General features: G+C 41.6%; 12 protein-coding genes. 2 read left to right on the plus strand and 10 right to left on the minus strand.

Annotated features, from left to right (window positions below; translation table 11 throughout):
- Positions 1-45: 45 nt before the first annotated feature.
- Positions 46-1,770 (minus strand): diflavin flavoprotein, encoded by a 1,725-nt coding sequence (locus V7K25_RS24205; protein WP_335161317.1) that lies wholly within the window; start codon positions 1,768-1,770, stop codon positions 46-48.
- A gap of 110 nt (positions 1,771-1,880) precedes the next feature.
- Between V7K25_RS24205 and V7K25_RS24210 the strand changes: the two genes are divergently transcribed.
- Complete coding sequence (locus tag V7K25_RS24210) at positions 1,881-2,699, plus strand: pantothenate kinase (RefSeq protein WP_335161319.1); 819 nt, start codon at positions 1,881-1,883, stop codon at positions 2,697-2,699.
- 680 nt (positions 2,700-3,379) lie between these two features.
- On the opposite strand, the gene V7K25_RS24215 is transcribed toward V7K25_RS24210, so the two are convergent.
- Entirely contained in the window at positions 3,380-4,192 is an 813-nt protein-coding gene (locus V7K25_RS24215) for an alpha/beta fold hydrolase (protein WP_335161321.1), read from the minus strand.
- Positions 4,193-4,391: 199 nt separating this feature from the next.
- The gene (locus V7K25_RS24220) at positions 4,392-4,886 is read right to left on the minus strand and encodes an NUDIX hydrolase (protein ID WP_335161323.1); all 495 of its coding nucleotides are present in this window, start codon (positions 4,884-4,886) and stop codon (positions 4,392-4,394) included.
- Positions 4,887-5,610: 724 nt separating this feature from the next.
- Here V7K25_RS24220 and V7K25_RS24225 point away from each other — a divergent pair.
- Entirely contained in the window at positions 5,611-5,775 is a 165-nt protein-coding gene (locus V7K25_RS24225) for a hypothetical protein (protein WP_167407613.1), read from the plus strand.
- Positions 5,776-5,991: 216 nt separating this feature from the next.
- Here the strand turns inward: V7K25_RS24225 and argH are convergent, their stop codons facing one another.
- From argH to trmD, 7 genes are all read right to left on the minus strand, one after another.
- Complete coding sequence (gene argH / locus V7K25_RS24230; protein ID WP_335161325.1) at positions 5,992-7,377, minus strand: argininosuccinate lyase; 1,386 nt, start codon at positions 7,375-7,377, stop codon at positions 5,992-5,994.
- A gap of 77 nt (positions 7,378-7,454) precedes the next feature.
- Positions 7,455-7,664 carry a hypothetical protein gene (locus V7K25_RS24235; protein ID WP_100898669.1) on the minus strand — a complete coding sequence of 70 codons (210 nt, stop codon included), beginning with the start codon at positions 7,662-7,664 and terminating at the stop codon, positions 7,455-7,457.
- Positions 7,665-7,770: 106 nt separating this feature from the next.
- Positions 7,771-8,559 carry a nickel pincer cofactor biosynthesis protein LarB gene (gene larB, locus V7K25_RS24240; protein WP_335161329.1) on the minus strand — a complete coding sequence of 263 codons (789 nt, stop codon included), beginning with the start codon at positions 8,557-8,559 and terminating at the stop codon, positions 7,771-7,773.
- A 52-nt stretch (positions 8,560-8,611) separates the two neighbouring features.
- Positions 8,612-10,405: an ABC transporter substrate-binding protein gene (locus tag V7K25_RS24245; RefSeq protein ID WP_335161331.1), complete on the minus strand. Its 1,794-nt coding sequence runs from the start codon at positions 10,403-10,405 to the stop codon at positions 8,612-8,614.
- 99 nt (positions 10,406-10,504) lie between these two features.
- A complete protein-coding gene (locus V7K25_RS24250; protein ID WP_335161333.1) occupies positions 10,505-12,304 on the minus strand; it encodes an ABC transporter substrate-binding protein in 1,800 nt (599 codons plus the stop codon).
- 4 nt (positions 12,305-12,308) lie between these two features.
- Entirely contained in the window at positions 12,309-12,791 is a 483-nt protein-coding gene (gene ispF / locus V7K25_RS24255; RefSeq protein ID WP_335161335.1) for a 2-C-methyl-D-erythritol 2,4-cyclodiphosphate synthase, read from the minus strand.
- 38 nt (positions 12,792-12,829) lie between these two features.
- Positions 12,830-13,555 (minus strand): tRNA (guanosine(37)-N1)-methyltransferase TrmD, encoded by a 726-nt coding sequence (trmD, locus tag V7K25_RS24260; protein WP_335161337.1) that lies wholly within the window; start codon positions 13,553-13,555, stop codon positions 12,830-12,832.
- Positions 13,556-13,980 lie beyond the last annotated feature (425 nt).

Below are 13,980 nucleotides of genomic sequence, written 5' to 3' on the forward strand. Positions count from 1 at the left end.
TAATTCCTGATACCTAATCCCCATCCCTAGTCCCCAGTACCTTCTTTAATAATGATTACCAACTTTGCGGTGATGCACAGCAGTTAAAGCATCTGGCTTAGATACTCGTCCGGCGTAGACGGTGCTGTATACTGCCCAATGGTCGCCACAATCCATTCTACTGATAACTTCGCACTCCATGTAGGCGAGGGCATCGTTGAGAATGGGGGCACCATTTTCGGCTGGCTGGGTTCTCACTCCTTCAAAGCGATCGGCACCAGGGGCGAACCGTTTCAAGAAATGCTTCATTAGTGGTTGGAAATTGCCTTCTTCTAAGATGTTGAGAACAAAGCGATCGCCTACTTGCATGAGTGATTCAATTGCCCGATCTTTGGCTACTGCAATGGAAAATCCCAATGGTTTGAAGCTAGCTTGAGCAACCCAGGAGGCTAACATGGCACTGGATACATCGCCTTTTTTAGCAGTAATGATGTACAATCCGCCGCTAATTCTACCTAATGCTTTATCTAAGTCAGCACCAAGGGATTTCATGGCTTTGATACTGCGATCGCGTGTTACCCATTGAGCTAAGTCAGTTCCCGCTTCTTCACACAGCTTGTAGGTATTTTCTGTAGGTGTTTGTTTAATCCGAATTGCTGGAAAAACCGTTGTCAAACCTAAATTTCGGAATTTACTCACCAAGGGATCTATCGGCTCATCATCGCCACCGCCGGTTTCAAATACGCCGATAGCTTGCTTTTCTTTGGCAGATCCTAAAACTGTGCTGAGTGCAGCTTGGATGCTCCTAGCGCCAGAAGCCGGAGGTAAACCAACGATTAGCCCAGCACAACGGCTAACTAGTTCCCGCAGCTCTTGTAAATCGACTTCAGATCCCAAATCGACAATTTCCACAGCGACACCAGTTTTGCCGATACCGTTGGCAATTGCTTGCACGAGGCGATCGCTATAACCGTATTCGGAAACGTAAAATATCCCAATCACTGTTTCTGGCTTGGCTTGCGTTTGGCTCCAACTGCGGTAACGTCCAACTAGCTCCTCAACATTATGGGATAATAATGGCCCGTGTCCTGTGGCAATCATATCGATGGTTTTCAGTTCACCCATACGTTTCAGGGCAGATAAAACTGACCGAGCATTCGGCCCCATCAAGCAATCGTAGTAGTAATGAAAGTCTTCTTCGATAGCCGCCAAGTCTTCATCAAAGGTGCTATCTGAGCAATAGTGCAGCCCAAAGGCATCGCAGGTATAGAGAGTTTTGGTTTTGTGGTCGAAGCTGAAAATGGTATCCGGCCAGTGTAAATTTGGAGCAATCACGAATTCAAATTCATGACCATTGCCCAAATCTAAGCGATCGCCATTTTTCACAATCCGCCGTTTAAATGGCTGATGTACGAAATCTTCAAGAAACTGAATCGCCACTTTAGAACCAACAACGGTTATTTCTGGAGCCATTTGCAGCAAATCTTTAACTAAACCGCTATGGTCTGGCTCGGTGTGGCTGATAATCAAATAATCAATATCTGTTGGCTTGATTAGTCCGGTGAGCGTATCGAAGTATAGTTGACGAAACTTTTCGTGAGAGGTATCAACTAAGGCAGTCTGCTCCCCACGGATGAGAAACGAGTTATAGGTGGTACCATTTTGCAGACCAAACTCAATATCGAAGCGATCGCGATCCCAATCCAAAGAGCGAATAGCCGTCGTCTCTTGAGCGATTTCCACAGTCTGTATGGTGAGCCGTTTTTCAGTTTTTTCGGTGAGCGCTACCATAACTCCCCTCCTTAACACAATGAGTATTTGTTCCTCTAGGTTTATTGTGACACGGGATGAATGTTAATTTTTATTAAAAAACCTATAACTGACTTAAAAAAGTTAAAAGTGTGAAACCGCATAAGCACCCAGAACACACAGATAATATTTGGCTAGCTTTGGAAATTGGCAACTCTCGGCTACATTGGGCATTGTTTGTTGGCGAGACGCTTTCCTCAGCTTGGGATAGTGACTATCTTCCTGAGTCTGTTATACAACAACTGACTGAATGTCAAACCCTGAATGATTTACTAGAGAAAATTTTTCCACAAGGTGAATTTCTAACAAACACTCTGCCCGTCTGCCCTCTCCTCGTCGCCTCTGTAGTTCCCAGTCAAACTGCTATTTGGCAAACTTACCCAAATACTCACGTTATTACATTAGACCAAATACCGCTAAGAGGTGTGTATCCCACATTAGGAATTGACCGCGCTTTAGCTTTATGGGGTGCGGGAAAAACGTGGGGTTTTCCAATGTTGGTGATTGATGCTGGGACAGCGCTAACTTTTACGGCTGCGGATGCTAATCAGTATCTAGTTGGAGGTGCAATTTTGCCGGGATTAGGTTTGCAATTTGCAACTCTCGGTCAAAAAACAGGACAATTACCATTAGTAGAAATGCAAAATTTTTCGTCTCTACCAGCACGCTTTGCTCTGAATACTACAGAAGCTATTCAAAGTGGAGTTATTTATACAATATTAGCTGGAATTAAAGATTTTATTGAAGCGTGGTTAGAATTATTTCCTAATGGGAAGATTGCGATTAAAGGGGGCGATCGCACTTTATTAATAACCTATCTAAAAGCTTTATATCCTAAAATTGCAGTATCTTTAATTGTGGAAAAAAATTTAATTTTTTTGGGAATGCGGGAAATAGTAATGGGTGATTAAGGCAACTGACCCAATTAAGTATTTCGCAGCACCAAAGAATCAAAACTAAGCTTTTATTAAACAACACCGAAAACCGAATATTAAGTTAATTGTCGCATCTTGCATAGTAATGGTTTTTTGCTCCAAAAGTTATAGAAACAACATTTATTAGCTTTTTCTTTAGATTAGTTTTATAAAGTTTCGTTAGCTAATTCAGTAAACACTTATTTTTAATTATTAAGTAAATATACGCTTATCAGGATACTCAAAAGGAGTAGAAATTTAGTTTGATATTAGGGCTTAGAAGCCTTATACCAATTCTGTATGAAGATGCACATAACCAGTCCCCCCTTCACAAGGGGGGACGGCGTAGCCGGGGGGTAAATGCAGCTTCACAAAGAAGCAGCATTAACACTGAGATAATGACCCTGACGTTTATTTAATTAATATAAATAAACGTTTTTTTATAGATATAGAACTTACGCATTGACAGAAAATAGCAAATATGTGTTATAAAAAAAACAACATATGTCGTAGGGGTTTAGCAGTGCTAAACCCCTACAGTGCGCGTCTGTTTGACCACTAAACAATGATTAATAAAAGCCTGAAACAACCTATTTTAGTAAATACATACCATGATTCATTTGTACAGTGCGTAAGTCCTAGATATAAGTTTTATGAACCCACTTTCCTAATAATTACTAATTTCCTTTAATAAAATCCCGAATCTCCATCGCCACTACCCCACCACAAGATTCTGGTAAGTCATTTCCGGCATGGGCAATCATTTTCAACTCGACTTTCGGTATCAGTTGAGCATAAACCCGACTTTTAGCCAAAGCATCTGGTGTATCTTGGCCACCTTGTAAAATAAAAACCGGCACATCTATCATATAAAGCCGCTTTTGCACTAATTCCGCTTCAATTTCTGCTTGTCGCCGTTTGAAAAGTAACTGACAAGCTAGGGGGTAACGCAACAATTCCTGATGTAATTGCAAATCCTGGGCAATTTTTTCATACCAAGCCAAGATTTTAGTGAAAGGAGTTAGCGATCGCAAAAATTTAACTACTAGTGGTGGATAATTCAATAATCGCCGCATCTTGTGGTAATACTCTTCTTGTCCTGCTATCTCTACGCCCTCTGGTGCTAGTAGTACCACACCATCAACTTTCTGTGGATACTTTAAAGCATAGCTAGCAGCAATCCAACCCCCAAGAGAATGCCCTACTAAATAGACTTTTTCTAGCTTGACAGCTTGCAAAAACTCAGCCAAACACTCTACTTGTAAATCTATCGAATGGTGGATATTCGGATTTTCTGATTCACCAAACCCTAACAAATCAAGTGCAAAGCAATGGAAATCTTGTGCAAGGGACTCCATCACAGATAACCATTGACTGCTCTCATTCCAAGCACCATGTAAAAAAATTATAGGAGTTTTTTCACCGACTTCACGCCAAAATATTAGCCCTTGAGAGAGCTTTATCCGCGAGTTACGGAATAGTGTATTCATTTTAATTTAGTAGTTAACTTTTAGCACCATAATAAATAGTCATTAGTCATTAGTCATTGGTCATTGGTCATTAGTAATTAGTTTTAGATAAATTACAAACACAGAAGTGTGAGCCGAACGCGAATTTATCTCTTAGAGAAGCTTCCTTAGATCATATACTTAGGCGGCAAATGACAAATGACTAATGAAAAAAATATTGTTATGCCAGTGTTGTCAAGCCATTCAAGTAGTCTTGCAACTGTCGAGTATGGTCGTGAGACATCTGTCCTGAAGGTAGCAAATTGGGAGAGAAAGCTTGAATTTCCATGACTTCCAAAGTATCTTGAATTTCCATTGTCCCATGTACCTCGGCTTCAACCACAACACAAATTGAATGGATTCTGGGATCGCGGTCTGGTGCAGAGTAAACTCCTACTAAACGATTAATTTTCACCAATTCTAGCCCAGTTTCCTCCATCAATTCCCGGCGGACTGTATTGGGAATATCTTCTCCCCAATCCACAATCCCTCCAGGCAATGACCAAAGACCATCATCACGCCGCCGGATCAGTACAATCCTACCATCGGGTAAAATTGGGATGATACTAGTGCTAGTAATGGGATGACGAAATATAATACCCAATACTGTTTGTCCAATACGCCATAAGCTACGTGTGGACTGGACAGCTGCCGGAAAAAAAGCAATAACGTTCAATCTTCAAAATTTTTGTATTGTATTATATAGCTCTCTACCACTTACATAAACTCAACTAATTAAATTTTTATTGAGTTTTGTTTTATACAAAAATGTTTGCGGGTTGAGATTTCATTCTCACGATTTACGTAGAATATTATTGATTCTAACATCAAGTTTCCAGAGAAGCACTGTATTCATATATACATAAGGTTTGTTTAATCAGAAAGTTTTCAGTTTAAAACTAACATTAGCCTTGCCCAAACTAACTATCACCAATATTTTTCTGCACACGTTAAAAAAATAATCTGAATGATAAGTTTGAATCCAAAATTTAGAAGAGACAATTAAGCGCGGTTTTAGATCGTCACCTAATTCTTAATAATTAATAATATTGATTAGTTTCTTCTAAGAACAACAACTAATACTGTAAAGCGGAAGTTAAAAGGAGCCAGTGGGTTGTGCGGGTTAAGAACGTTGTACCCCTGCGGGGAAGTAAGCTACGCGCAGCGTCTCCCCTTCTCCCAAAAGTCAGGCATAATTGTATTCCGGGCTTTTCGTCTAACTGGTGGGGATAATTCTAAATTATTATTGACAGAGCTAGGTTGAATGCGGTAGACTAGTATACTGTTTAAAGCGTATTTATTGCTGCACTAGGCTACAAGTATATCAATAACATTGGTAACTGATATTGCCTACGTGATGCCTAGTTGCTACTTTTTTGTTGTTTATTAATGAGGTGAACATGGCCAAGCGCCGTAACCCGAAAAAAGAAAAGGCGCTACGGAACCAGGCGTATGCCAGAAAGTTCCGTAAACGGACTACTACAGGAAGAATGCAGAGAAGGTTCCAACAAAGACCACCAAAGAGTGAAGAAGAAGAAGGAGCAGCAGCAGCTGACACTGAATAAGCTGTCTGCTTAGATCCTTGTTATTTAGATTATTTATCTTTAAGGGCGCACACTTGTACGCCCTTATTTATTTTTAGGAATTGGGAAAGAGGAGGCAGGAGGGAGAAGTTCTTTAATTTTGAATTTTGTTAGCGCAGCGTTAGCGAGTCCGCGTTCGCGCAGCGTCTCGTAGAGAGCGTCATTTTGAATTTTGAATTGACTTCTCCCTCACTCCCTCTATTGAGCTAGTTGAGCGCGGGCAGCGATGAGTGCTTTGCGAACCTGTACAAAGCCAGTACCACCGTAACTGTTTCGGGCTGCCACAACTTGACGGGGGGATATCGCCTCATAAATATCTGCTGCAAATGCCGGATGTAGTTCTTGCCACTCTTCCAATTTCAAATCTTTTAGGAGTTTGCCTGCGGCAATACTAGTTTTTACCACCTTACCCACGAGATTGTAAGCTTCCCGGAAAGGAACGCCCCGTGCTGCCAGATAATCTGCTACATCGGTAGCGTTAGAAAAATCTTCCGCCACAGCTTCTGCTAACCGTTGGGTACGAAATTCCAAACCTTCTCTGAGCAAAATCGTCATTGCTTCGAGAGAGGCTTTGATTGTATTGACGCTATCAAATAAACCTTCTTTATCTTCTTGCAGGTCTTTGTTATACGCCAGAGGTAACCCTTTCATAATCACCAACATCGCCTGGAGATGACCAAATACACGTCCTGTTTTCCCTCGCACGAGTTCTGGTACATCAGGGTTTTTCTTTTGGGGCATGATACTGGAACCAGTGGCACAGCTATCTTTGAGGGTAACAAAGCGGAATTCTTCTGATGACCAAAGAATGACTTCTTCTGCAAGGCGGCTGAGGTGAACCATAATCAAGCTAGCAGCACACAAGAATTCGATCGCAAAATCGCGATCGCTCACTCCATCGAGGCTATTAGCATAAATATCGTCAAAATTCAAGAGTTTAGCTGTGTAGTGGCGGTCAATGGGGAAAGTTGTTCCCGCTAAAGCACCGCATCCTAAAGGTGAGATATTCACCCGGCGAGAAACGTCTCCTAAACGTTCCCAGTCGCGTTGCGCCATTTGAAAGTATGCCAAGAGGTGATGAGCCAAACTCAGGGGTTGGGCGCGTTGTAGGTGGGTATAGCCAGGAATCAGAGTTTCAACGTGCTTTTCAGCTATATCCAGTAAAACCCCTTGAAATTCTCGCAATTCCCCTTTAATTTGTTGGATTTGGTCGCGCAGGTAAAGTCTAGTATCTGTACCAACTTGGTCATTACGCGATCGCGCTGTATGCACCTTTTTACCGACATCGCCAACAATTTCTGTTAGTCGCCGTTCAACTGCAAAATGTACATCTTCAGCATCAACACCAGGCTGAAATTGACCCTGGCGGTACTCTTGGCGAATTTGTTCTAAACCTGCAACCAGTTGCTCTCCTTCTTCTGGGGAGATAATGCCCGTGTGAGCAAGCATTTTGACATGGGCTTGAGAACCAGTCAGGTCATATTCGATTAATTCAATATCAAAACCTATACTGGCATTAAAACGAGCGATCGCTGGATGCAACGCTGATTCAAACCTCTGGCTCCAAGTTTCTTCTTTGGTCATAAATATTATGAGGGGAGGGGCATCAATTTTGGATTTTAGATTAATCTAAAATCTAAAATCCAAAATCTAAAATTTCTTTAACCGTAGCTAGTTAGATTCCGAATCATATAGCCAATGACTAAACCAATCAACAATGCCCATACTTGACCTGTTTGTATAAAGTGACGCCAAGATTTTTCAACCTGACCCATCAAGTCTGGATCGGTAATTGTTTGTGCTAGTAGGGCTGTCAAATTTACAGGCAAATGCCAATATAACCGAGATATCAAATCGCTGTAATAGCTCATATTTGCTGATTAAGAGGTTGGAGGTGGCAAATTTCAGCATCAGTTTATTTTTTAGATAAATTCCTAATATTTACTGAAATATTGCATATAACCTCAATGTCTTAACTCAAGATCCAGCCGATGCCAACCGCAATTTCTCGGCAGTCCGCAAAATTTGCCCCGCCAAAACTGCTGCACCAAAACCATTATCGATATTTACTACGCCTACTCCCGCTGCACAAGAGTTAAGCATTGTCAATAAAGGTGCTAATCCACCAAAACTTGCACCATAACCGATGCTGGTGGGTACGGCAATCACAGGACAACTAGCTAAACCAGCAACAACGCTGGGTAAAGCGCCTTCCATCCCCGCTACAACAATCAACACTGATGCCGACTCAATCAGGTGGCGGTTACTTAATAAGCGGTGAATCCCCGCAACGCCAACATCCCAGAGGCGCTGTACCCGGAAACCAGAAAGTTCAGCAGTGACAGCAGCTTCTTCAGCAATGGGTAAATCGGCAGTACCAGCAGAAAGAATGCCAATTTCACCTGCAAATTGTGGTTCGATGGTAGGGGGAGCGATCGCACAAATTCGCGCCGATTCGTAATATCGCAAACCGCTAACTTTTGCTTGTAGTGTGGTATAAACTGCTGGTTCAATACGGGTTGCCATCACTACCGGGTTGCGGAGGCGCATCACCTCGATAATTTGAGCAATTTGGTCGGGAGTCTTACCAGGGCCCCAAATCACCTCTGGGAAACCAGTTCTTAGCTGGCGATGATGGTCGATTTTGGCAAACTCACCCACAGATTCATAAGTTAAGTCTTTGAGTGAGTCTAATGCGGTATCTGGCGTAACTTTACCATTGGCAACCGCTTCGAGGAGCGATCGCAAAGTTTTTTCATTGGTCATGGGTCATTTGTCCTTTGTCATTTGTCATTTGTCCTTTGCGAATACCCCATGCCTAATCGGTTACTTTCAACTCGTAAAGATTCCAAAATGGGCCACCAAGAGCAGTATATTGAATTCCTTGGAAGCGATCGCGCACTGCTTGCAGATTCAATCTTTCCACTAAATGAATAAACGGCAACTGTTCTGAGGCGATGCGCTGATATTCATAATAAATTTCCTTGCGCTTGTTTTCATCCAATACCTGTGCGCCTTTAATGTAAAGGCTATCTATTTGCTTTTCCCAGTCGGAAACTTCCCAGCCAGTTATAGGTGGATCTCCCGGTTGTGGCCCCAAATTAAATGCGTGGGATGCACCGGCAGTTCTCCAGATATTGCTAGCCCCGTGGGGTTCAATACCGCCTCCAGCAAATCCTCCCAGGTAACAATCCCAATTATGCGTAACTTTGAGTTTTTCTAGATAAGAATTGAAGCTGAGAATTTGCAAATCTACTTGAATCCCAATATTAGCAAGCTCCCGTTTGATTTGAGATGCCATATCTCCTCTAACTTTTCTTTCAGAATTAGTTAAGATTGTAAATCTGACTCTGTTACCATCAGCATCTAATAGCTGATTTTGAGCATTATATTTAAACCCAGCTTGTAACAGCAATTTCTTCGATTTATCTGGTTCGTAATTATATACCTTTAACCCTTTTTCTGGAGGCAGAAAATAGGGGCTTTTGACATAAACAAATGAATTTTGCAGTTCACCCAGTCCCCGATAAGCATTTGTTTTCATAGTTTCGCGATCGAGCGCGTAGGCTATAGCCTGCCTGAATTCCTTTTTATTAAACCAGCTAGATTTAATTGGGTCTACAAAAGGGTTACCCTGAGAATTCTTGGCTTTACTCAGATTGAAAGCAATAAAACTCGTACTTGTATCTGGGCCACCATTATAAATTTCAAACTTCGCCCGTTTTTCTTCTCGCTTCAGCAAACTGAAACCTTCAGGAGGAACTTCTAAATCATCCAACTGCCCAGAACGAAAACTAATCAACTGATTTTCAGTAGATTCAATAATTTGCCAAACAATACGCTCAATGTAGGGCTGAGAATTGCCCTGAGCATCTCTGCGCCAGTAATATGGATTACGCCGAAATATAACTCGCTGACTGGAAACGTAACTTTCCATAATATATGGGCCATTACCAACAATTTGTTTCGGATCAGTGCCTGTTCCCCACATTGAGAGAAACTTAGAATTTCCATCAGTTCCAAGTGTGCGAATTGTTTTCTGTAGAGCATGGGCTGGCATAATTGGGATGCCACCTACATATCTTAAAAAAGGAGCAAAGGGTTCTAGTATACTGAATTCAACTCGGCGCTCATCAATTTTTCTGACCTTTGGAAAAGTGCCCTTGTCACCAATTCTTAAAGAATCTTTAATGGAGGTAGGAATTTTGGGATTGAGGTAGATTTCGTTATAAGTAAAGACAACATCATCAGCAGTCATGGGCTGACCATCTGACCACTTAATTCCTTCTCGTAGGGTGATTACAATCCTCTGACCATCTTCAGAAACTTCCCAGGCTTCTGCTAAAGCAGGCTCTAGTTTTGTGGTTAGGGGATTCTCATTAATCAATGAGTCATAGATGAAGCCAAAAACGCTATATGCTGACTCATTTAGAGCATAGTTAAAAGTTGAAGGCTCACTCAAAACTGCGGTGACAAGTTGCGGTACTTGAGCAGCTGCGCTTTTAAAGTTCGCTGGGTTGCAGGCAGTAAGTGTAAGTGCTGTTGCTGAAGCCAGAATTATTGGCAACCAAAAACGTTGAATTGCCAGAAATATTTTTCTAAAAAATTTCATATTTTTAATATACAAATAGTTCCTCAACCCAACTACAGGTCTTATAACTGTTTAAGCGAACCTGATATGATAAAGTTTAGCCTTGATAATACATAAAAATTAAGTAGCTTTTTTATCTTCTACTACTTTTAGTTCATAAATATTCCAATTGTAACTTCCTATCGCCGAGTATTTTATGTTCTCAATTGTATTACGCACGGCTACTAAAGCTAGAGAATTGAATAGGTGAATAAAAGGCAGATACTCTTGTGAGAGTTGTTGTGTTTCTGCATAGATAGCTTTACGTTTTGTTTCATCGAACTCTCTTGCCCCTTGGATGTAGAGGTCTTCAATTTTCTGCTCCCAATCAGTAGCTTTCCAACCGACTGTTGGGGATTGTCCGGCTTGAGCTTTCTGATTAAATACATGAAAGTTACCATCTACAGACCAGACATTAAAACCATCTTGCGGCTCAATACCACCAGTGATAGCTCCATACCAACATTCCCAATCTAAGGTGTTAGAAATTTTTTCTCCAATAATACTAAAGTCAAGAAATTGTAAATCAACTTTAATACCTATCTTACCGAGATCCTGTTGAATTTTTGGTGTGATTGTCGGTCTATTACCAGCAACACCCATCATTGTGAAGCGGACTCTATTGCCATCGGCGTCCAACAGCTGACCTTTCTCATCGTATTTGAATCCTGCTCCTAGTAAAAGTTGTTTAGCTTTTTCTGGATTGTAGTTATATGTTTTTAAACCTTCTTTTGGAGACAAATAGTAGGGACTGGGAACAGAAATTGGAGAGTCTTGTGGTTCACCCAATCCCCGCAAAGTGTTGTTGATCATTGTTTGGCGATCGATAGCGTAGGCGACAGCTTGTCTAAAAGCAACGTTGTTAAAAATGCGGGACTTAATAGGATCTACAACAGGCTTGCCATTACGACTACCTTTGTTGAGATTGAAAGTTATAAAACTTGTCCCAGTGTCAGGTCCAGCATTTTTAATAGTAAAGTTACCCTGCTTTTCTTGACGCTTGAGCAATTGAAAATTTCCAGGGCCAATTTCTAGTAAATCTAACCCTCCAGAACGAAATTGCAGCAAAGCTGTATCAGGCGATTCCACAATTTGCCAAATTATACGCTCAATATATGGCAGTTGTTTTCCTTGTGCATCTTTTTGACGCCAGTAGTAAGGGTTGCGCCGAAATGTTACGCGTTGATTGGTTGAATAACTCTCGATTGTGTAAGGGCCATTAACAATAATTTTTTTGGGGTCTGTGTCGGTTCCCCAAGTGGACATAAACACAGGCTTACCATCAGAGTTTTTGGTTTCTACTGCTGCACGCAAAGCGTGTTCTGGTAGTATTCCTACCCCTGCTGCAATCGATCGCAAGAAAGGAGAAAACGGTTCTGGCAGAATAAATTCTACCCGGCGTTCATCGATTTTGCGGACTTTGAGAAAAGCTTTACTAATACCAATGCGGAGAGCATCTTGGGTATAAGTGGGAATGTGCTTGTTCATGTAGATGTCATTGAAAGAGAAAACGACATCATTGGCTGTTAATGGCTGACCATCCGACCATTTTAATCCTTCTCGCAAGGTAAAGACAAACCGTAGTTTGTCTGGGGAAAGTTCCCAAGATTCAGCCAAAGCTGGCTCAATTTCCTTAGTTATTCCGTTTTGAATAGCTAATGCTTCATAAGTGAAACCAGAAATATTGGGAGATTCTTGGATGAGGGCTAAGTTAAAGGTTTTAGGGTCATTAGTAGTAGAAAGAACCAACTGGGGAACTTGTGCAGCTGCGGTTTTAAAGTTAGATGGATTGCACGCAGTCATTGTAATTGCTGTTGCCAAAACCAGAATTATTGGTAAGCAAAAACGCTTAACTATGTGAAAGATTGTAGAATATTTCATAATTTTATTCTTTCAAAAGCAAGACGACAGCATAAGCACAAATGCCTTCTTCACGTCCTACGGGGCCTAATTTTTCGTTGGTGGTAGCTTTGATGCCAATTTGATTCGGTTCTAATTCTAAAACTGCCGCTAATTTGTCGCGCATATTGTGAATATGCGGTTTTAATTTCGGGCGTTCTGCTACTACCACTGAGTCAATATTTCCCACCTGCCAACCTTGATATCGAATTAGTTTATGTACTTGACTTAATAGTACTAAACTATCTGCTCCCGCCCATTTGGCATCGCTAGGTGGAAAATAATGACCAATATCCCCCAAAGATAATGCCCCAAGCATGGCATCCATAATTGCATGTGTTAACACATCAGCGTCACTGTGACCTAATAAACCCAGTTCATGAGAAATTTCAATTCCACCTAAAATCAAAGCGCGATCGCTCACCAGTTGATGAATATCGTAGCCGTTACCAATACGAATTTTAGTCATTAGGCATTTGTCATTTGTCATTGATTATTAGTTAGGAATTAGGAGTTAGGAATTATTATTTTCCTCTGCTCCCCCTGCTCCCCCTGCCTCCATCTCTCCAGAAGATCAGGGCGGCGATCGCGGGTTCTTTGAATTTGTTGCTCATAACGCCACCGAGCGATCGCGGCGTGATTCCCACTGAGCAAGACATCAGGCACTTTTAAACCGCGAAAATTGGCAGGACGAGTATATTGGGGATAGTCCAATAAGCCCTCTTCAAAACTTTCTGCCGTGAGGGACTCCGTTTTGGCTACGGTTCCTGGGATCAGGCGCACTACGCCATTAATCAAAGCCATTGCTGGAATTTCTCCGCCAGTCAGAATAAAATCGCCTAAAGATACTTCACGAGTTACCAAATGTAGCACCCTCTCATCGACTCCTTCGTAATGCCCGCAAATAACTACTAACTGGTCGTAATTTGTCACCAATTCTTTTAAAAGAGGTTGATTGATTGTTTGACCCTGTGGACTCATCAAAATTATTTCTCTTCGGGGCAGAGTTGGCAGCGACTCCACAGCGTTAAAAATAGGTTCTGGCTTCATTAGCATCCCCACGCCGCCGCCGTAGGGTTCATCATCCACCTTCCGGTGCTTGTCAGTCGTAAAGTCCCGTGGGTTAACCAGATGCACTTCGGCAATCTGTTTGGCTAAGGCTTTACCTAGCAAACCAGAGTTGAGAACAGAGTTAAAACAGTCAGGAAAAAGCGTAACTATATCAAAGCGCACAGTTATTCGTATTCAAGGACACTAATCTTAAATTTGAATGTCTAGCAAACATCAACAAGCCAAAGTCGGGTTAAACTCCAGTTAAACTTTATCAATAGTATCTAAAACTACCAGACCTCTTGGATTTTAGATGGGATTAAAAGTTTTTCTAATTACTTAATTTATGTTTAAATGTTGTCACAAGTACATTTAAATTAATAATCTTATCAAGTTAACAACTTCCAGGATGCATCGAGCCAGTCTCAGAAAAAAGCGTAGTCTTAACTGCTCATCCTCAACCCCAAAGCGGGAATTTAGCCCCATAAAGACTATTTTGCCCTGCTGCAAGTGGACAGGTGAAAAACAAGGCGCTGGCTTTGAGGAATGGGAACGAACACGTTTAGACTGAGGCAACGCGAGCGTTAAGCGAAAATTTGGAGAGTGGC

The sequence above is a fragment of the Nostoc sp. genome, from assembly GCF_036919495.1.
Lineage (GTDB): Bacteria > Cyanobacteriota > Cyanobacteriia > Cyanobacteriales > Nostocaceae > Nostoc.